The following is a 19,354-nucleotide window of genomic DNA, read 5'->3' on the forward strand; positions in this document are numbered from 1 at the left end:
GGAGCGAGCCTGCTCGCGAAAGCGTCGTGTCAGTCACTTTGTTATTGCCTGACTCACCGCTTTCGCGAGCAGGCTCGCTCCCACAGGGGATCTTGTTCAGCCTTTCTTTTGTGCAAACAACGCATCGAGCTTCTGCTCGAAGGTGTGGTAATCGATGCGATCGTAAAGCTCCATGCGCGTCTGCATGGTGTCGATGACATTCTGCTGGGTGCCGTCGCGGCGGATCGCGGTGTAGACGTTTTCCGCTGCCTTGTTCATCGCGCGGAACGCCGACAGCGGGTACAGCACCAGCGACACGTCGGCGCCGGCCAGTTGCTCGGTGGTGTACAGCGGCGTCGAGCCGAACTCGGTGATGTTGGCGAGGATCGGCGCCTTCACCCGGTTGGCGAACAGCTTGTACATCTCCAGCTCGGTGATGGCTTCCGGGAAGATCATGTCGGCGCCGGCCTCGATGCACGCCGCGGCGCGATCAAGCGCCGACTCCAGACCTTCCACCGCCAGCGCGTCAGTCCGCGCCATGATCACGAAGCTCTCGTCGGTACGGGCATCGACCGCGGCCTTGATGCGATCGACCATTTCCTGCTGGCTGACGATTTCCTTGTTCGGACGATGGCCGCAGCGCTTGGCGCCGACCTGGTCCTCGATGTGAATCGCCGCCGCGCCAAACTTGATCATCGACTTCACGGTGCGCGCCACGTTGAACGCCGACGAACCGAAACCGGTGTCGACGTCCACCAGCAGCGGCAGGTCGCAGACGTCGGTGATGCGCCGCACGTCGGTGAGCACATCATCCAGGCCGGTGATGCCCAGATCCGGCACGCCGAGCGAGCCTGCGGCCACCCCGCCACCGGACAGGTAGATCGCCTTGAAACCGGCACGCTTGGCCAGCAGCGCGTGGTTGGCGTTGATCGCGCCGACCACCTGCAATGGATGCTCGCTGGCGACCGCATCGCGGAAACGCTGGCCTGGAGTGTTGTGCTTGGAACTCATGACTCACCTCGTTCAGTGGCTGTCTTATTGTCGGCGCCGTCCTGGTAGTGACGGGCGATGTTGCGTTTCGAGGCGCCGATGTGGCGGCGCATCAACAATTCCGCGAGCTCGCCGTCACGGTCGGCGATGGCATCGAGAATCCGGTGGTGTTCGGCGAAGGCCTGACGCGGGCGGTTGGGCGTGGTGGAAAACTGGATGCGGTACATGCGCACCAGTTGATACAGCTCGCCGCAGAGCATCTGGGTCAGCGTGCGGTTGCCGCTGCCCTGGATGATCCGGTAGTGAAAGTCGAAATCGCCTTCCTGCTGGTAATAGCCGACCCCGGCCTGGAACGCCGCGTCGCGCTCGTGGGTTTCCAGCACCCGGCGCAGTTCGTCGATTTCTTCGACGCTCATGCGCTCGGCCGCCAGTCGGCAGGCCATGCCTTCAAGGGATTCGCGGATTTCGTAGAGTTCGAGCAATTCGGCGTGGCTGAGCGACACCACCCGCGCGCCGACATGCGGTACGCGCACCAGCAGGCGTTGGCCTTCGAGCCGATGGATGGCCTCGCGCAGCGGCCCGCGACTGATGCCATAAGTGCGCGCCAGCTCGGGTTCGGAGATCTTGCTGCCTGGGGCGATCTCGCCTTTGACGATGGCCGCCTGGATGCGCCGGAAGACGTTTTCCGAGAGCGTCTCGGAATCGTCGCCGCTGATGACCGGGGGATCGAGTTGATCCAGCATGATTGTCGACACCTTTAAATCCAATGCGGCAAAAACTAGCCAATTAGCCGGCATCAGTCAAAGGATAAATAGATATTGTCGACAATCGTCTAATAGCCCTAGGCAATCTCCCACAGGATTACCCAAGGGGTATAGACCGGCGGGAGCGCTGGCGCCATAAAACCACCGTGCTAGAATGCCGCCCGCATTTGCTGGCCATTTGTACGGCTTGTCATAAAAAGCTGATAGGCACACGAAGGAGCTTGCGCAGTATTGCCAGGAACCTGAACCGAAAACGGAACGCTGCGCACCAGGATTTATGAGACTCAAGCCCTTCCCCACATTTTTTGCGCTGTTTTGCCTGCCCGGCCTCGCCGCGGCGGGGGAAAAAACCGTGTACGGCCTCAACGAATACGCATCGCTTGACGGCATCAATCTGCAAGTCGCGGCCAAACTCGACACCGGCGCCAAAACCGCCTCGCTGAGTGCCCGCGACATCAAACGCTTCAAACGCAACGGCGAGTCCTGGGTGCGTTTCTACCTGGCGATCGACGCGGCGCATTCGCACCCGATCGAGCGGCCGCTGGCCCGGGTCAGCAAGATCAAACGCCGCGCCGGCGACTACGACCCGGAAGAAGGTAAAAAGTACACCGCGCGCCCGGTGATCGAGCTGGATATCTGCATGGGCACGGCGTTGCGCAGCATCGAAGTGAACCTGACCGACCGAAGTGCGTTCCAATACCCGCTTTTGATCGGCTCCGAAGCCTTGAAACGCTTCGACGCGCTGGTCGACCCCAGTCTTAAATACGCTGCCGGCAAACCTGCCTGCACCATCGCCGCTCATACCGCCGAGTAATTTCCATGCGTTCTCTAACCTTCCACCTGAAAATCCTGATCACCATTCTGGTGCTCCTGGGCGTTTCGGTTACGGCCTATCAGATTTTCGTGCTCGGCATCCCGGTGACCGAAGATGCCACCGACGACTTGTGGAACATCGACGCCAAAGTCGAGTTCGTCGCCAGCACCAAGGACCCGGTGAAGGTCCAGATGTTCGTGCCACCGCTGAGCCGCGATTACGTCAGCCTCAACGAAAGCTTTATCTCCAATAACTACGGCGTGGCAGTCAACCGCGTCGACGGCAACCGCAAGGTCACCTGGTCGGCGCGCCGGGCCAAGGGCAACCAGACCCTTTATTACCGTCTGGTGCTGACCAAGCGCTACACCGCGGAAAAATCCAAGATCAAAGGCCCGACCTTCCGCGACAGCATCGCCATCGAAGGCCCGGAAAAAATCGCCGCCGAAGCCTTGCTCGCGCCGATCCGCCAGCACTCGGCCGACGTCGAAACCTTCATCGGCGAAGCGATCAAACGCGTCAACAACGCCAACGATGACAACGTCAAACTGCTGCTGGCAGGCGACCCGTCGACACCGCACAAGGCGAAGATCGTCGAACTGCTGCTGTCGATCGCTCACGTGCCGGTGGAAAAAGTCCACACCATCCGCCTCGTCGCCGATCAGCCGCAAACCCCGGAACTGTGGCTGCGCAGTTTCAACGGCAACGACTGGCTGTACTTCAACCCGGAAACCGGCGAGCAAGGCCTGCCGACCGACCGCCTGCTGTGGTGGACCGGTGATGAAAACCTGATCACCATCGAGGGCGCGAAGAAAGCCAACGTGACCTTCAGCCTGAACAACAGCGAGATGAACGCGATTCGTCTGGCCAAGCTGACCGACGAAAACACCGACGCCAACTTCCTCGAATACTCGCTGTACGGCCTGCCGCTGCAGACCCAGCAGACGTTCATGATCATGGTGATGATCCCGATCGGCGTGCTGGTGATCCTGATCCTGCGCAACCTGATCGGCCTGCAGACCCTTGGTACCTTTACCCCGGTACTGATCGCCCTGGCCTTCCGCGAAACGCAACTGGGCTTCGGCATCCTGCTGTTTACCGTGATCACCGCGCTGGGCCTGTCATTACGTTCGTATCTGGAACATTTGAAGCTGCAGATGCTGCCGCGCCTGTCGGTGGTGTTGACCTTCGTGGTTGTGCTGATTGCCGCCATCAGCCTGTTCAGCCACAAGCTTGGTCTGGAGCGTGGTCTGTCGGTGGCGCTGTTCCCGATGGTGATTCTGACCATGACCATCGAACGCCTGTCGATCACCTGGGAAGAACGCGGCGCCAGCCATGCCATGAAAGTGGCGATCGGCACCCTGTTCGCCGCCTCGCTGGCACACCTGATCATGACCGTGCCGGAGCTGGTGTACTTCGTGTTCACCTTCCCGGCGATCCTGCTGATTCTGGTCGGCTTCATGCTGGCGATGGGTCGCTATCGCGGCTACCGCCTGACCGAACTGGTGCGCTTCAAGGCTTTCCTGAAAAAGGCTGACGCCTGATGTTCGGTTTCTGGAAGACCTGGAAGGCCCTGGAGGCGCGGGGCATCATGGGCATCAATCGGCGTAACGCCGACTACGTGCTCAAGTACAACAAGCGCAGCCTGTACCCGATCGTCGATGACAAGATCATCACCAAGGAGCGCGCGATCGAGGCCGGCATTCATGTGCCGGAACTGTACGGCGTGATCTCCACGGAGAAGGAAATCGACAAGCTCGACGAGATCATCGGCGGGCGCAACGACTTCGTGATCAAGCCAGCCCAGGGCGCTGGCGGTGACGGCATCATCGTCATCGCCGACCGCTTCGAGGGCCGCTATCGCACGGTCTCGGGCAAGATCCTTGCCCATGAAGAACTCGAACATCACATCTCGAGCATTCTTACCGGCCTGTATTCGCTGGGCGGCCACCGCGACCGCGCGCTGATCGAATACCGGGTGACCCCGGACCAGATCTTCAAGAGCATCAGCTACGAAGGCGTGCCGGACATCCGCATCATCGTGCTGATGGGCTATCCGGTGATGGCCATGCTGCGTTTGCCGACCCGTCAGTCCGGCGGCAAGGCCAACCTGCACCAGGGCGCCATCGGCGTCGGTGTCGACCTCGCCACCGGCCTGACCCTGCGCGGTACCTGGCTGAACAACATCATCACCAAACACCCCGACACCACCAACGCGGTGGACGGCGTGCAACTGCCCTACTGGGACGGTTTCATGAAGCTCGCCGCCGGCTGCTACGAGCTGTGCGGCCTGGGTTACATCGGTGTGGACATGGTGCTCGACCAGGAGAAAGGCCCGCTGATTCTCGAGCTGAACGCGCGGCCGGGGCTGAATATCCAGATTGCCAACGATTGCGGGCTGACCCTGCGTACGCATGCGGTCGAGGCGCATCTGGAAGAGCTGAAGGCACGCGAGGTGACGGAGTCGGTCGAGGAACGGGTGGCGTTTACTCAGGAGATGTTTGGGCATATTCCGGCGGTCGAGGGCTGATCCGGGACCGCATCGCGGCCTTCGCGAGCAGGCTCGCTCCCACAGGAAAATGCGTTCCAATGTGGGAGCGAGCCTGCTCGCGAAGGCGGACTGCCGGTCACCGCAGGTTTCAACGCGGCCCCCAACCTGCCAATCCCCGACATCCCCTCTAGGAGCAATTCCCGCAGAAGACTACAATCCCCACCCCGCCTCAATGGCCGATCTGCCCCGCCCATGTTGACCTGTTCCGTACACCCGCTGCCCTACCGCGCCAACCCCGCCGATTACTTCGCGGCCATCCGCCATGCGCCCGGCGCCGTGCTGCTCGACAGCGGTCGGCCGAGTGCTGACCGTGGCCGTTATGACCTGCTCAGCGCCTGGCCGCTGGAACAACTGGCGGTGTTGCCCGACGAAAGCGGCAGCGTTTTCCTGCAACGCCTGCGCGATAACCTGAGCCGTCTGGGCGAGGCGCAGCTGCCTGGCGAATATGATCTGCCGTTCGCCGGCGGCCTGATCGGCTACCTGAGCTACGACTTTGGCCGGCATCTGGAACACCTGCCGAGCCAGGCCCGGGATGATCTGCAACTGCCCGACGCGCGGTTCGGCCTGTACGACTGGGCGCTGATCAGCGACCACCAGACCGCCACCAGCCAACTGATATTTCACCCGTCACTGGCCGACAGCGAACGGCAACGGCTGATCGCGCTGTTCAGCCAACCGACTTCAGCGCCGCTGACGCCGTTCAAGCTGGACACGCCGATGACCGCCGACCTGTCGGCCGATGACTATCGCCAGGCGCTGGAACGCATTCATCAATATATCCAGGCCGGCGACTGCTATCAGGTCAACTTCGCCCAGCGTTTCCGCGCACCGTGTCAGGGCGATCCGTGGCTGGCCTATTGCGCGTTGCGCGAGGCCTGCCCGACGCCGTTTTCCGGTTTCCAGAGCCTGCCCGACGGCGACGCGGTGTTGAGCCTGTCGCCGGAGCGCTTCGTCAAAGTTAGCCAGCGTCAGGTGGAAACCCGTCCGATCAAGGGCACCCGCCCGCGCGGCCTGACACCTGCCGAAGACGCCGCCAACGCCGCCGAACTGCTGGCCAGCCCCAAGGATCGCGCGGAAAACCTGATGATCGTCGACCTGCTGCGCAACGACCTCGGCCGCACCTGCCGGATTGGTTCGGTGCGGGTGCCGGAGCTGTTCAGCCTGGAAAGCTATCCGAATGTGCATCACCTGGTCAGCAGCGTGACCGGTGAACTGGCCGAGGATCGCGATGCGCTGGATCTGATTGCCGGCAGTTTCCCCGGCGGCTCGATCACCGGCGCACCGAAGATCCGTGCGATGCAGATCATCGATGAACTGGAACCGACCCGGCGCGGTTTGTATTGCGGTTCGTTGCTGTACCTGGACGTACGCGGCGAGATGGACAGCTCCATCGCGATTCGCAGTCTGTTGGTCAAGGATGGGCAAGTGTGTTGCTGGGGTGGCGGCGGGATCGTGGCCGATTCGGACTGGCAGGCGGAGTATCAGGAGTCGATTACCAAGGTCAGAATCCTCCTCGAAACCCTGCAAAACCTTTAAAAGCTTAAAAGCTTGAAAGCTTGAAAGCTTCGCGAGCAGGTTCGCTCCCACATTAGGAATGCATTTCCCTGTGGGAGCGAGCCTGCTCGCGAAAGCGTCCTTCCAGACGACTACAAACTCAACGCTCTGTTAGAGGCTTTGAGGAATTCCTGCTTCAACTCGACAAACGTATGCACCGCCGGAAACTGCGGGAACTCGCGAATCACGTTGTCCGGCGCATGGAACAGAATCCCCGCATCCGCCTCACCCAGCATGCTCGTGTCGTTATACGAATCCCCCGCCGCAATCACCCGGTAGTACAGGCTCTTGAACGCCAGCACCGACTGACGCTTGGGATCTTTCTGACGCAATTGATAGCCGGTCACCCGCCCGCTGTCGTCCGTGATCAGGCGGTGGCAGAGCAAGGTCGGAAAGCCCAGTTGCCGCATCAGCGGCTGGGAAAATTCGTAGAAGGTGTCCGAGAGAATCACCACCTGAAAGCGCTCGCGCAGCCAGTCGACGAACTCCACCGCGCCGTCCAGCGGCTTGAGGGTGGCGATTACTTCCTGGATGTCCGAGAGCTTCAGGCCGTGCTCGTCGAGGATGCGCAGACGCTGCTTCATCAGCATGTCGTAATCGGAAATGTCCCGGGTGGTGGCCTTGAGGGATTCGATTCCGGTTTTTTCGGCGAAGGCGATCCAGATTTCCGGCACCAGTACCCCTTCAAGATCCAGGCAAGCAATTTCCACAAGACACTCCCGTTTGTAGTGATTATTGAGTCGAGCGAGCCCGAACTCTAGCGACTCCCCCGCCACCGCGCAACGCAGCGGGCACACCCTACTCCGCCGCTTTTTGTTACCATCGCCGCCATATAGAGCGCCCAGCGCCACCGACCTGTAGGAAGCCGCCCTGATGAGCCCAACGTTCGATGTCGTGGAACTCGCCACGACCTATGCCAACAAATCCGCCCAGGACATCCTGAAACTCGCGTTCGCCGAGTTCGGTGACGAGCTGTGGATATCTTTCAGTGGTGCCGAGGATGTGGTGCTGGTGGACATGGCCTGGAAGCTGAACAAGAACGTCAAGGTGTTCAGCCTCGACACCGGCCGCCTGCACCCGGAAACCTATCGCTTCATCGATCAGGTGCGCGAGCACTACAAGATCGATATCGAACTGGTGTCGCCGGACTACACGAAGCTGGAACCGTTCGTGAAGGAAAAAGGCCTGTTCAGTTTCTACAAGGACGGCCATGGCGAATGCTGCGGCATCCGCAAGATCGAACCGCTGCGGCGCAAACTGTCCGGCGTCAAAGCCTGGGCCACCGGCCAGCGCCGCGACCAGAGCCCGGGCACCCGCAGCGCGGTGGCGGTGCTGGAAATCGACACCGCCTTCTCCACGCCCGAGCGCACCCTGTACAAGTTCAACCCGCTGGCGCAGATGACCAGCGAAGAGATCTGGGGTTACATCCGCATGCTCGAACTGCCGTACAACAGCCTGCATGAACGCGGCTTTATCAGCATCGGCTGCGAACCGTGCACCCGCCCGGTGCTGCCGAACCAGCACGAGCGCGAAGGCCGCTGGTGGTGGGAAGAAGCGACGCAGAAAGAGTGCGGGCTGCATGCGGGGAATATCATCAGCAAGGCCTGATTTCCAATTCCAGTGACATCCTCTGTGGGAGCGAGCCTGCTCGCGAATGCGTAGTCTCAGTCGACATCTTCGTTGACTGATCCAACGCATTCGCGAGCAGGCTCGCTCCCACATTTTTCAATTGCGCCACCTTAAAAATGTGTACACACGAATGTCACCATCGGTGCCATTTATGTGTGCACTTTTTGCTTTCACGCCCTGAAAAGTTACATCCCTGCTGAATTCTCCTGCGCTCTGCCACCTCCGCAAAATCCCTCGCAAAAAATAAATACCTGTTCAATCGGTCAATTTATAACCAATTATTTTCAAACACTTAGCGCTCATCGATAACTTTTAGAAATGAGCACAGCGCTGCATAGATCGCTAACTGGCACAGATTTGGCTTTGGTGCATACATGTTTTGTATACAAAACTGCAAAACATCAATCCACACTTTCGATCCGCAAGCCTGAAGCGCCCTATCCCGTACAGGCTGCAGATGCCCCGTAACCAGTGATGTCTGCTGGCCGCGACGAAGATTTGTCGAGCCCTGAGCTCATGCACAGTCATCGCGGCCCCGCCCATCAGGAGCCTGCCGGAATGCGTACAAGTCTCTCCAACAACATCGCGCTGAATCTGCCCGCCTCTGCACTCGACCAGCCATTGCCCGACACGGGTCTGGCTCAACCGTTACAACTGAGCCCGCGCCTGCACAACCGCGACCTGGCACCGACCCGCGCCGAAGGTCGGCGCTGGGGCAAATACAGCATCTTCGCCCTGTGGACCAACGATGTGCACAACATCGCCAATTACTCGTTCGCCATCGGGCTGTATGCGTTGGGCCTGGGGGGCTGGCAGATTCTGCTGTCGCTGGGGATCGGCGCGGCGCTGGTGTACTTCTTCATGAACCTGTCCGGCTACATGGGGCAGAAAACCGGGGTGCCGTTTCCGGTGATCAGCCGGATCAGTTTCGGCATCCACGGCGCACAGATTCCGGCGTTGATTCGCGCGGTGATCGCCATCGCCTGGTTCGGCATTCAGACGTATCTGGCGTCGGTGGTATTTCGTGTGCTGCTGACGGCGATTCATCCTGGCTTCGCCGATTACGACCACAACTCGATCCTCGGCCTATCGACGCTGGGCTGGGTGTGTTTCGTGGCGATCTGGTTCGTGCAACTGGCGATTCTCGCCTACGGCATGGAAATGGTCCGCCGTTACGAAGCGTTTGCCGGGCCGGTGATTCTGCTGACCGTCGCCGCCCTCGCCGTGTGGATGTACACCCAGGCCAACGCCACGATTGCCTGGTCGATCCGCGAACCGCTGAGCGGTGGCGAAATGTGGCGCAACATCTTTGCCGGCGGCGCCTTGTGGCTGGCGATCTACGGCACGCTGATCCTGAATTTCTGCGACTTCGCCCGTTCTTCGCCGTGCCGCAAGACCATCAAGGTCGGCAATTTCTGGGGCCTGCCGGTGAACATTCTGGTGTTCGCCGCTATCACCGTCCTGCTCTGCGGTGCGCAATTTCAGATCAACGGACGGATCATCGAAAGCCCGACCGAAATCATCGCCTCGATTCCCAATACGTTCTTTCTGGTGCTCGGTTGCCTGGCGTTCCTGATCGTCACCGTGGCGGTGAACATCATGGCCAACTTCGTCGCCCCGGCCTTCGTCCTCAGCAACCTGGCGCCGAAGTACCTGACCTTCCGCCGCGCCGGGCTGATCAGCGCGACCATCGCCGTGCTGATCCTGCCGTGGAACCTCTACAACAGCCCGCTGGTGATCGTGTACTTCCTCTCCGGCCTCGGCGCCCTGCTCGGCCCGCTGTACGGGGTGATCATGGTCGACTACTGGCTGATCCGCAGAGGCCGGATCAACGTCCCGCAGTTGTACAGCGAAGACCCCAACGGCGCCTATTACTACAGCCGTGGAGTGAATTTCCGCGCGGTGGCGGCGTTCATTCCGGCAGCGTTGATCGCCATCGTCCTGGCGCTGGTGCCGGGCTTCCACAGCATCTCGCCGTTCTCCTGGCTGGTGGGCGCCGGCATTGCCGCGATGCTCTACCTGATCATCGCCAAACGTCAGCCGCACTACGCCGACATCAGCGGCGAATCGATCGCCGTCGACAACGTCAGCCATTAACTTCCTTGCGGCCCGGATTTGGGCCGCTGAACTGCCCGCAATAAGGACTTCCCATGCGTATTCTTGTGGTCAACGTCAACACCACCGAATCCATCACCCAGGCCATCGCCCGCTCGGCGCAGGCCGTCGCGTCTCCCGGCACGGAAATCGTCGGCCTCACGCCGTTCTTCGGCGCCGACTCGGTGGAAGGCAATTTCGAAAGTTACCTGGCGGCCATCGCCGTGATGGACCGGGTGATGTCCTACGATCAACCGTTCGACGCGGTGATTCAGGCCGGTTACGGCGAACACGGCCGCGAAGGATTGCAGGAACTGCTCAACGTGCCGGTGGTGGACATCACCGACGCGGCTGCCAGTACCGCGATGTTCCTCGGTCACGCCTATTCGGTGGTGACCACGCTGGACCGCACCGTGCCGCTGATCGAGGACCGGCTGAAACTCTCGGGCCTGTGGGATCGCTGTGCCTCGGTGCGGGCCAGTGGTCTTGCGGTGCTGGAGTTGGAGCACGAACCACAGCGCGCACTGGAAGCCATCGTGCAACAAGCGGAACTGGCGGTGACTCAGGACAAGGCCGAGGTGATTTGCCTGGGCTGCGGCGGCATGGCCGGGCTGGATGAGCAGATCCGCCGCCGCACCGGCGTGCCGGTGGTGGATGGCGTGACGGCGGCGGTAACCATCGCCGAATCGCTGGTGCGACTGGGGTTGTCGACGTCCAAAGTGCGGACTTACGCGACGCCACGGCCAAAGCAGATCATTGGCTGGGCGGAGCGGTTTGCCCGGTAGACCGGGTTATCGCTCTTCGCGAGCAGGCTCGCTCCTACAGTGATCGGTGTTGCCCACAGATTTCGGGCACAACACTGTTCCTGTAGGAGTGAGCCTGCTCGCGATGGCCGCAACTCGGTCAAAAGCCAAACTCAGACAGCACTGAACCGCCGAGCCAACCCCCGCTCGGCAAACTGCTCAATCACAAAATCGACAAACGCCCGAGTCTTGCCCGGCAACAATTTATGCTCGGCGTAGTAGATCGAAATGTTGCCGTCATCGATGTACCAGTCCGGCAGCACGCGTTGCAATGTGCCCGCGTCGAGGTAACCCACGGCAAACGGCATGCTGACCAGCGCGATGCCCAGCCCTTGTGCTGCAGTAGCGCAGGCGGCTTCGGAGTCGCTCATGGTCATTCGCGTCTTGAGGGTCAAGGGCTGACAGAGCTGACTGCCGCCACTGATCAACTGCCAGGAGCGCACTCGACCGGTCTGCGGCGAACGAATCAGGATGCCATCGTGACGTTGCAGGTCATCCGGTTCGGCGATGGCTTCGTGCCTTTGCAGATACTCAGCAGATGCGACCAACACACGATGCGCGGGTGCCAATCTGCGTGCGACCACGCCTTGGGGCAATTCAAAGCCGCCGCCAATCGCCGCATCGAAACCCTGCCCAATCAAATCGACCTGACGGTTATCAAAATGCCAGTCAGGGTTGATCGCCGGAAACCGACGTAAAAATTCTTGCAGCAATGGCACGATGTACAAGCGCCCGAATACCGTGCCCATGCTGACTTTCAACGTCCCCGCCGGCAGCCCTTCCACACTCGCCAGATTGGCCACCGCATTCTGAATCGTCGTCAGACTGCCACTGACCTGACTCAAAAACAGCTGACCTGCCTCGGTCAGGGTCAGGCTGCGTGTACTACGCTGGAACAGCCGTACACCGAGCCGCACCTCGAGCTTCGCCACACTCTTGCCGACAGCGGCCGGGGTCAGGCTCAAGCGCCGGGCGGCCTCGGCAAAGCTGCCGACTTCGGCGCTGCGCACGAAGCATTCGATACTGCTGAAAGTTTCCATGATCGCCACTATAAACTTCTGGTTTACACAGACTATAGCAATCATGGTCTACACGGTTGTCGATGCGAGGCCGATACTCGGCTCCAACTACAAGGCACCCCGCCTTGAATTCTCTGGAGATCGAACATGACCACTCAACACCTCAGCGGCAAAGTCGCTCTGATTCAAGGCGGTTCTCGTGGTATCGGCGCCGCCATCGTCAAACGCCTGGCCGCCGAAGGCGCCGCTGTCGCATTCACCTACGTCAGCTCCACCGCCAAGGCCGAAGAGTTGCAGAACAGCATCACCGCCAGCGGCGGCAAAGCCTTGGCGATCAAGGCCGACAGCGCCGATGAAGCCGCAATCCGCAATGCTGTCAGCGCCACCGTCGAAGCCTTTGGCCGCCTGGATATTCTGGTGAACAACGCCGGCGTCCTGGCCATCGCGCCGCTGGAAGACTTCAAACTGGAAGACTTCGACCAGACCCTGGCGATCAACGTACGCAGCGTGTTCATCGCGTCTCAGGAAGCCGCTAAACACATGGGCGAAGGCTCGCGCATCGTCAACATCGGCAGCACCAACGCCGACCGCATGCCCTTTGGCGGTGGCGGGGTGTACGCGATGAGCAAATCGGCGCTGGTCGGCCTGACCAAAGGCCTGGCCCGTGATCTCGGCCCGCGCGGCATCACCATCAACAACGTGCAACCCGGCCCGGTCGACACTGACATGAACCCGGCCCATGGCGATTTCGCCGAGAGCCTGATCCCGCTGATGGCGGTGGGCCGTTACGGCACTGCTGATGAAATCGCCGGTTTCGTCGCTTATCTGGTCGGCCCGGAAGCCGGTTACATCACCGGTGCCAGCCTGACCATCGACGGTGGTTTTGGCGCCTGATTGCGCTGAATCCCGGATACAAAAAACGCCGCACCTCTTTGCAGAGGGCGGCGTTTTTTATCGGCGCTTATTGGCTGATCAAGCCCATTCCAGCGCCGGCAAACCGCAGGCACTCGGGGTGAAAGCCTTGAGCGTGCGCAAAATCCCGTCGGCATGCGCGTATTTTTCATCGGCCATGGCCGCGTCGGGAATCGCAATGGCAGTCATTCCCGCCGCTTTCGCGGCGGTGACGCCAAACGGCGAATCCTCGAAGACCAGACAGTCTTCAGGCGCTACACCCAGACGCCGGGCGGCGGTGAGGAAAATATCCGGCGCCGGTTTTGCTGCGCCAACTTCCGGGTCGTCGGCGGTGACGATGAAATCGAACAGCGCAAACCAGTCGCGGTGCAAGGTGGTTTTCTGGCCGAACGACTGCCGCGACGAACTGGTGCCCACGGCGATCGGAATGTTGTGCGCCTTGAGGTGACGAATCAGCTCCTCCGCGCCGGGCATCGCCTGGGCCTTGGGGAAGCGTTCACGCATCAGCGGCTCGCGGATCAGCAGAAACTCTTCGGCGCTGATCGGCAGATCCAGCGCCTGCACCACGTAGTTCGCCAGATCATTGGCGCCACGACCGATGATGTTCTGTTTAACGCTCCAGTCGAAGGTCCGCCCGTAACGCTCGGCAATGAGCGAGGTGACCTCGGTGTAGATGCCTTCGGTGTCCAGCAGCAAACCGTCCATGTCGAAAATCACGGCCTTGATCGGGCCAAACGTCTTCATCGGTGCATTCATCATCGGATCCGTTATCAAAAACATCCCGGGCGGCCCAAACGGCGCCGCTACGCGGATCTGATTAATGGGTTCAGCAGCATAGCGAGGCCAGCGGACATTGAGCAACGGGCAATGTTTACGGGCGGTGGAATGACTCGCTGACATTTAGCGAAATGCCCTACAGATAACGCCTACTTTCCCGACTTCTTTCCATGTTGATCCCCCGCAAAGTCCGCGCACCTCTTTCATGTGCGCGAGTGCTTGCGAATGTTCCAAACCGATCGGCTCCTGGCCCTGAACAACAGCATCGGCCTGCTGGTGGTTGCCGCCCTGAACCCGCAACACCCGGACTTCGAAACGCTGATCCGCGAGTTCCGCCTGTGCCTGAACGACTACGAGGCCTGGGCCGAGCAGTTCTGGACGGGAACCGCGCTGGATATCGAGCAGGTGTTCAAGGTCGGCGACGACGTGCACCTCAGCGCTCCGGTCAAATCCCGCCAGCCGATCCAGACCTCGGTGGTCATGTGCCCCGCCAGCGGCCCGTTGACTCTGGTGCACCTGTTCGAGGCAGTGCGCTTCGTACCGATCGGCAATACCCCGGTGATGCTGGAACCGGTGATCGGCGAAGTCGACGGGGTATTGAGTTTCGGTGAACCGCTGCGCCATACCATCGGCCCGAGCGGCATTCTGGAAGTCAGCGACTGCGACCGGGGCCAGCGTTATCGCATCACCTTCTTTCCTGATGTTTCCACCGACCATATCCAAGCGCTGTACGCCTCCTATGAAGAGATTCTGGACGGGCTGGAGGTCTGGCTTCGCCAGGAGTGGGACGGGTTTCAGCCGCTGTGGGCGGAGTTTTCCGGCGCCGGTTTGGCTGATCGTTACCAGCAGTTGCAACAGGCCGACTGGCGCGGTTTCGAGAAAGCCCTGCACGACATCTGGGATGACGTTAAACAGCTGTTTGCCCTGCTCGCCGATCTGCAGGCCAACAGCGAAAAACTCCTGCAGTACCTGAGCGATGTCGAGCTGCAAGCGCTGCTCGACGCCTCTGGCGAGGCCATCGCCAATGGCTTGCTGATCCTCAGTGACGAGCCGTTGCTGTTTATCCATCTGGCAGCGTTCACCAGTTGGCTGAAGATGCTGCCGCCGCAGTATCTGGCAGAAGTAGTGGCCGAAGTCCGGGTCGAGTTGTTGATCAGCTTTTTGCTGATGCGCGTTTCCGGCGGCGTTGGCGTGCCCGTGCGACTGAGCAGCAAGGTGCTGAGCAAGATCAAGTCGCCCCGGGCTCGGCAATGGCTGGCCGCATCGGCCTTGCGCCTGAGCGAACTGACTTCCCCTGCGGATCTGAACAAGCATGCGGGCGCGTTGAAGCCATTGATGGTGCATGCGCGCGACATCCCGTTGAAGCCGACGCCGGCGATCCCGCTGAACATTCGACAAGCGGACGCCGTGGTTTTAAGCGTGCCAAATCCGGCACCGATGGCCCGGGACAAGTCCCGTGGCACGACGCGGATGGAGCGACACGAACCCCACGACGACAATCCCGATCAAGCGAAAAACCCCAACGGCGACAGCGCCGACTGCGCCCCGTTGACCTGCACCAACGGCTGTCCGGTGTCGATGGTCACCGGCGAAGAACTGCTGACCCTGACCGACGGCACGCTCGATGGTTTGCTGCCGTTCGAGTTCACCCGGCTGTATCGCACCAGCGCGGTAGAGATCGATGTCGGGCTGGGGTTTGGCTGGAGCCATTCGCTGGCGCATCGGCTGGAGTTCGATGGCGAGGCGGTGATCTGGGTCGATCACGAAAATCGCCGTACGCGGTTTCCGTTGCCCAGTGTGGAGCGGCCGCAGATTCACAACAGCCTGTCGCGGGCGGCGATTTTTCTCGGGGATGAACCGGAGGAACTGATCCTCGCGCTGGCCGGGGATACAGCGCGGTTTTATCACTTTCGTGCCGGGCGGTTGGTGGCGATCAGTGATGCGTATGGCAATCGTCTGACGGTGCATCGCGATTTTTCCGAGCGTGTGCAGCGCCTGGATAACGGGGCCGGGCGGTCGTTGTTGTTGCGCTACGACCGGGCGCATCTGGTGGCGGTTGATTACCAGGTGCTTGGGGCTGATGGCTGGCGCACCGAGCAAACGCTGGTCAGTTATTGCTACGACGCCCGTCAGCGTTTGTTGGCTGCGACCAACGCGGTCGGTGACAGCGAGCGTTACGACTACGACGATCAGCACGTCATCCTGCAGCGGCAACTGACCGGCGGCGCGAGCTTTTTCTGGGAGTGGGAACGCTCGGGCAAGGCGGCGCGCTGCGTGCGGCACTGGGCGTCGTTCGCGCAGATGGACACCCGTTACGTCTGGGCCGATGACGGCAGCGTCGCGGTGCACTACGTCGATGGCAGCGAAGAAACCTACGTCCACGACGACAGCGCACGGCTGGTGCGCAAGGTCGAGGCCGATGGCGGTGAGCACCTCAAGGCTTATGACGACGCGGGCCGGCTGATCGCCGAGCAGGATCCGCTGGGCGCGGTCACCGAATACCGCTACGACGACGTTGGACGGCTGATCGCGCTGCTGCCGCCGGACGATGAGCCAACGTCCTACGAGTACCGCAACGGTTTCCTGCACAGCCGTTCTCGCGGCGAGGCGGTGTGGACGTTTCGGCGCAACGCCGAGGGCGATGTCACCGAGGCGGTCGATCCCGACGGACAGGTCACCCATTACTACTACGACACGCGCGGGCAGTTGCTGTCGATCCGCTACCCGGACAGCAGCCGGCACAAGTTGTCGTGGAACGACCTCGGGCAACTGATCGAGGAAACCCTGCCCGACGGTGGTGTGCGGCGCTTTTCCTACGACGCGCTGGGGCGACGGACGACCACTTGCGACGAGCACGCCGCGATCACCCGCCAGCAGTGGGATGCGGTTGGCCGACTAATTCAGACGACCTTTCCTACGGGCGCTACCCGTGCCTACAGCTACGGCGCCTACGGCCAGGTCACTGCCGAGCGCGACGAACTCGGGCACATCACCCGCTACGAGTATGACGACGACCTGCACCTGGTCTCGCGCAAGATCAATCCCGACGGCACGCGGGTGCAGTACCGCTACGACCATGCGCAACTGCTGCTCACGGAAATCGAGAACGAGTCCGGGGAAAAGTACCGGCTGGACTACACGCCAACCGGATTGATCCGACAGGAAACCGGCTTCGACGGCCGACGCACCGCTTACGCCTACGACCGCAACGGGCACCTGCTGGAAAAGACCGAGTTCGGCGATGACGGCTCGACGCTGGTCACCACTTACGCGCGTGATGCGGCCGGGCGCTTGCTGCTCAAGACCCTGCCTGACGGGGTTGAGGTGGCTTACACCTACGACCGACTGGGCAGGCTGATCGGGGTCGATGATGGTCAGCAACATCCGCTGGCCTTTGAATACGACCGGCAGGACCGGCTGATCACCGAGCATCAGGGCTGGGGCACCTTGCGGTATGCCTACGACGCCTGCGGCCAGCTCAAGCGCCAGCGTCTGCCGGACAACAGCAAGCTCGATTACCACTACGCCAAGGGCGGTGCGCTGACGGCGATCGACCTCAATGGCACGCGGCTGACCAGCCATCAGTTTGAATGCGGTCGTGAGCAACAACGCCAGCAAGGCCTGCTGCTCAGCGATTATGCCTACGACGATCAGGGCCGTTTACTCGCCCACGCTGTAGGTCATCAGCACGACTCGCTGTATCGCCGGGATTATGCCTACAGCGCCAACGGCAATCTGGAACACATTGCCGACAGCCGCCACGGCCAGCGCACCTATGGCTATGACGCCCTCGACCGCTTGATCCGCGTCCGTCACTCGCGCGACGAACTGCCGGAATCCTTCGCCCACGACCCGGCCGGCAACCTGCTGATGCAGGATCGTCCCGGCCCCACGCGGATCAAGGGTAATCGCCTGCTGATGCAAGGCGACCGCCATTACGACTACGACGCCTTTGGCAACCTGATCCGCGAACGCCGTGGCCGCGACCAGCAACTCGTCACCGAATACCGCTACGACTGCCAGCACCGCCTGATCGGCCTGACCCGCCCCGACGGCCAAACCGCGACCTACCAATACGACGCCTTCGGCCGGCGCATCCGCAAAACCGTCGACGGCCAGACCACCGAGTTCTTCTGGCAAGGCGACCACCTCGTCGCCGAAAGCAGCAAAACCCACCACCGCAGCTACGTCTACGAACCCGGCACCTTCCGCCCGCTGGCGCTGCTCGACGGCAAAGGCCCGAAAAAGGCCTGCCCGTTCTACTACCAACTCGACCACCTCGGCACGCCGCAGGAACTCACCGACTACAGCGGCGAAATCGTCTGGTCAGCGCAATACGACGCCTACGGCAAGGTGTCGGCGATCACCCTCGCGGGCGAGGACTACCTGGACCAGCCGCTGCGCTTTCAGGGGCAGTATTTCGATGCGGAAAGCGGCCTGCATTACAACCGGCATCGGTATTACGACCCGAGGTTGGGCAGGTATCTGACGCCGGATCCGGTGAAGTTGGCTGGAGGACTAAACCAATACCAGTACGTGCCGAATCCGACGGGTTGGGTGGATCCGTTGGGGTTGAATTCCAATTGTCCGCCGCCGAATAAGCCTGGGTGTGAAGTACCGGGTGGGATTGTTGGGGCTAAGGTTGATGAGGGTGAACCGCAGGTACCAAATCTAACTCATGGCGTAGACCCAAAAACATTGAAACGAACACATGCGCTCATGGGGAAAACCTCAACTAGACTAGTCGAGAAAATGAGGATAGAAATGGGAGATATTGGGTTTAACCGCGAGTTTCCTATAGATGTCGCTGAGCACCACGGAAACCTTTACATTTTAGATGGCCATCATAGAGCTTCGGCTGCACGACAAACCTCTACCGAAGTAACGATCCAGCTAATAACCAACATCGAAGATCACCACGGCAACCTAAACACTATTGAAGAAGTGCTAGAGTCAGCGGCTAACGTCGGTAATGACAGATTGGAGCATCGCAGAAGAAGATGAATAAAAAAGACAAAAACCTTGAAGACCTCATTAACGACTTTCTTTCTAAGGTTGATAGTGCGACGTTGCTGCTCGAGAAAAGATTTGGTACCAGAAATATCCTGAGGCTTTGGCGCAGCAATCAAATACAACGGTGCGGTAACATAACTGACAACACCCAATACGAGCTTCATGGAGTTGGATGCATCGTTCACTTCACTACAGAATCAGTGAATTTCGATTACGGTTCAAACAGTAGAATCGACGGTTTTGATGTTTGGCGCCTTTACATTTATGCCAGTGACAGGCCATCCAAATATAAAAAATACTGCGACAAAAAAACAGTTGAAAAGGAGTTTAAAGAGTACATCGCATCAGGCCGAATAAAAAAAATGTCGGCATCAGATAATCTTTACATACTCATCAACCCTGATTTAACTGCCAAATAACAAAATATTTTGTCGGTTTGCTTTCGTCCGGCTTGACGA

General features: G+C 60.4%; 15 protein-coding genes. 10 read left to right on the plus strand and 5 right to left on the minus strand.

What is annotated here, in order from left to right; genetic code table 11:
* Positions 1-96: 96 nt before the first annotated feature.
* Both prpB and H043_RS0119740 read right to left on the minus strand, forming a co-directional pair.
* Positions 97-990, minus strand: coding sequence for a methylisocitrate lyase (gene prpB, locus H043_RS0119735; protein WP_027613298.1), 894 nt, complete (start codon positions 988-990; stop codon positions 97-99).
* A complete protein-coding gene (locus tag H043_RS0119740) occupies positions 987-1,709 on the minus strand; it encodes a GntR family transcriptional regulator (protein WP_169432611.1) in 723 nt (240 codons plus the stop codon). Before H043_RS0119740 ends, prpB begins: the two co-directional genes overlap by 4 nt.
* Before the next feature lie 301 nt (positions 1,710-2,010).
* Between H043_RS0119740 and H043_RS0119745 the strand changes: the two genes are divergently transcribed.
* The 4 genes from H043_RS0119745 (at position 2,011) to pabB (ending at position 6,631) form a co-directional block, all read left to right on the plus strand.
* A complete protein-coding gene (locus H043_RS0119745) occupies positions 2,011-2,547 on the plus strand; it encodes an ATP-dependent zinc protease (RefSeq protein ID WP_025110318.1) in 537 nt (178 codons plus the stop codon).
* 5 nt (positions 2,548-2,552) lie between these two features.
* Positions 2,553-4,088 carry an inactive transglutaminase family protein gene (locus H043_RS0119750; protein WP_007960894.1) on the plus strand — a complete coding sequence of 512 codons (1,536 nt, stop codon included), beginning with the start codon at positions 2,553-2,555 and terminating at the stop codon, positions 4,086-4,088.
* A complete protein-coding gene (locus H043_RS0119755) occupies positions 4,088-5,074 on the plus strand; it encodes an alpha-L-glutamate ligase-like protein (protein ID WP_027613299.1) in 987 nt (328 codons plus the stop codon). The genes H043_RS0119750 and H043_RS0119755 overlap by 1 nt, the downstream gene beginning before the upstream one ends.
* A 213-nt stretch (positions 5,075-5,287) precedes the next feature.
* A complete protein-coding gene (gene pabB, locus H043_RS0119760; protein WP_027613300.1) occupies positions 5,288-6,631 on the plus strand; it encodes an aminodeoxychorismate synthase component I in 1,344 nt (447 codons plus the stop codon).
* A 110-nt stretch (positions 6,632-6,741) separates the two neighbouring features.
* Here the strand turns inward: pabB and thrH are convergent, their stop codons facing one another.
* On the minus strand, positions 6,742-7,359 hold the full coding sequence (thrH, locus tag H043_RS0119765; protein WP_027613301.1) for a bifunctional phosphoserine phosphatase/homoserine phosphotransferase ThrH: 618 nt from the start codon (positions 7,357-7,359) through the stop codon (positions 6,742-6,744).
* A gap of 163 nt (positions 7,360-7,522) precedes the next feature.
* Here thrH and H043_RS0119770 point away from each other — a divergent pair, with 163 nt between their 5' ends.
* The 3 genes from H043_RS0119770 (at position 7,523) to H043_RS0119780 (ending at position 11,157) form a co-directional block, all read left to right on the plus strand.
* Positions 7,523-8,257, plus strand: a complete 735-nt coding sequence (locus H043_RS0119770; protein ID WP_003223260.1) for a phosphoadenylyl-sulfate reductase — start codon at positions 7,523-7,525, stop codon at positions 8,255-8,257.
* A 579-nt stretch (positions 8,258-8,836) separates the two neighbouring features.
* Positions 8,837-10,375: an NCS1 family nucleobase:cation symporter-1 gene (locus H043_RS0119775; protein WP_027613302.1), complete on the plus strand. Its 1,539-nt coding sequence runs from the start codon at positions 8,837-8,839 to the stop codon at positions 10,373-10,375.
* 53 nt (positions 10,376-10,428) lie between these two features.
* Positions 10,429-11,157 (plus strand): aspartate/glutamate racemase family protein, encoded by a 729-nt coding sequence (locus tag H043_RS0119780; RefSeq protein ID WP_027613303.1) that lies wholly within the window; start codon positions 10,429-10,431, stop codon positions 11,155-11,157.
* Positions 11,158-11,288: 131 nt separating this feature from the next.
* On the opposite strand, the gene H043_RS0119785 is transcribed toward H043_RS0119780, so the two are convergent.
* Positions 11,289-12,215 carry a LysR family transcriptional regulator gene (locus H043_RS0119785; RefSeq protein ID WP_027613304.1) on the minus strand — a complete coding sequence of 309 codons (927 nt, stop codon included), beginning with the start codon at positions 12,213-12,215 and terminating at the stop codon, positions 11,289-11,291.
* A 126-nt stretch (positions 12,216-12,341) separates the two neighbouring features.
* Here H043_RS0119785 and H043_RS0119790 point away from each other — a divergent pair, with 126 nt between their 5' ends.
* On the plus strand, positions 12,342-13,088 hold the full coding sequence (locus H043_RS0119790; RefSeq protein WP_027613305.1) for a 3-oxoacyl-ACP reductase family protein: 747 nt from the start codon (positions 12,342-12,344) through the stop codon (positions 13,086-13,088).
* A gap of 78 nt (positions 13,089-13,166) precedes the next feature.
* Here H043_RS0119790 and H043_RS0119795 read toward each other — a convergent pair whose 3' ends face one another.
* Positions 13,167-13,862, minus strand: a complete 696-nt coding sequence (locus H043_RS0119795; RefSeq protein WP_027613306.1) for an HAD-IA family hydrolase — start codon at positions 13,860-13,862, stop codon at positions 13,167-13,169.
* A 246-nt stretch (positions 13,863-14,108) separates the two neighbouring features.
* Here H043_RS0119795 and H043_RS29225 point away from each other — a divergent pair, with 246 nt between their 5' ends.
* Together H043_RS29225 and H043_RS0119805 are read left to right on the plus strand one after the other, a co-directional pair.
* Positions 14,109-18,887, plus strand: coding sequence for an RHS repeat-associated core domain-containing protein (locus H043_RS29225; protein ID WP_081730255.1), 4,779 nt, complete (start codon positions 14,109-14,111; stop codon positions 18,885-18,887).
* Positions 18,884-19,315 carry a hypothetical protein gene (locus H043_RS0119805; RefSeq protein WP_027613307.1) on the plus strand — a complete coding sequence of 144 codons (432 nt, stop codon included), beginning with the start codon at positions 18,884-18,886 and terminating at the stop codon, positions 19,313-19,315. Before H043_RS29225 ends, H043_RS0119805 begins: the two co-directional genes overlap by 4 nt.
* Positions 19,316-19,354: the final 39 nt, after the last annotated feature.

Origin of the sequence: Pseudomonas sp. URIL14HWK12:I6, assembly GCF_000514195.1 — a bacterium.
GTDB classification, from domain to species: Bacteria; Pseudomonadota; Gammaproteobacteria; order Pseudomonadales; family Pseudomonadaceae; genus Aquipseudomonas; species Aquipseudomonas putida_A.

Coding starts and splice junctions, on each gene's coding strand:
- prpB (WP_027613298.1), bottom strand. CDS start 990: ATGAGTTCCAAGCACAACACTCCAGGCCAGCGTTTCCGCGATGCGGTC.
- H043_RS0119745 (WP_025110318.1), top strand. CDS start 2,011: ATGAGACTCAAGCCCTTCCCCACATTTTTTGCGCTGTTTTGCCTGCCC.
- H043_RS0119750 (WP_007960894.1), top strand. CDS start 2,553: ATGCGTTCTCTAACCTTCCACCTGAAAATCCTGATCACCATTCTGGTG.
- H043_RS0119755 (WP_027613299.1), top strand. CDS start 4,088: ATGTTCGGTTTCTGGAAGACCTGGAAGGCCCTGGAGGCGCGGGGCATC.
- pabB (WP_027613300.1), top strand. CDS start 5,288: ATGTTGACCTGTTCCGTACACCCGCTGCCCTACCGCGCCAACCCCGCC.
- H043_RS0119770 (WP_003223260.1), top strand. CDS start 7,523: ATGAGCCCAACGTTCGATGTCGTGGAACTCGCCACGACCTATGCCAAC.
- H043_RS0119775 (WP_027613302.1), top strand. CDS start 8,837: ATGCGTACAAGTCTCTCCAACAACATCGCGCTGAATCTGCCCGCCTCT.
- H043_RS0119780 (WP_027613303.1), top strand. CDS start 10,429: ATGCGTATTCTTGTGGTCAACGTCAACACCACCGAATCCATCACCCAG.
- H043_RS0119785 (WP_027613304.1), bottom strand. CDS start 12,215: ATGGAAACTTTCAGCAGTATCGAATGCTTCGTGCGCAGCGCCGAAGTC.
- H043_RS0119790 (WP_027613305.1), top strand. CDS start 12,342: ATGACCACTCAACACCTCAGCGGCAAAGTCGCTCTGATTCAAGGCGGT.
- H043_RS0119795 (WP_027613306.1), bottom strand. CDS start 13,862: ATGAATGCACCGATGAAGACGTTTGGCCCGATCAAGGCCGTGATTTTC.
- H043_RS29225 (WP_081730255.1), top strand. CDS start 14,109: ATGTTCCAAACCGATCGGCTCCTGGCCCTGAACAACAGCATCGGCCTG.
- H043_RS0119805 (WP_027613307.1), top strand. CDS start 18,884: ATGAATAAAAAAGACAAAAACCTTGAAGACCTCATTAACGACTTTCTT.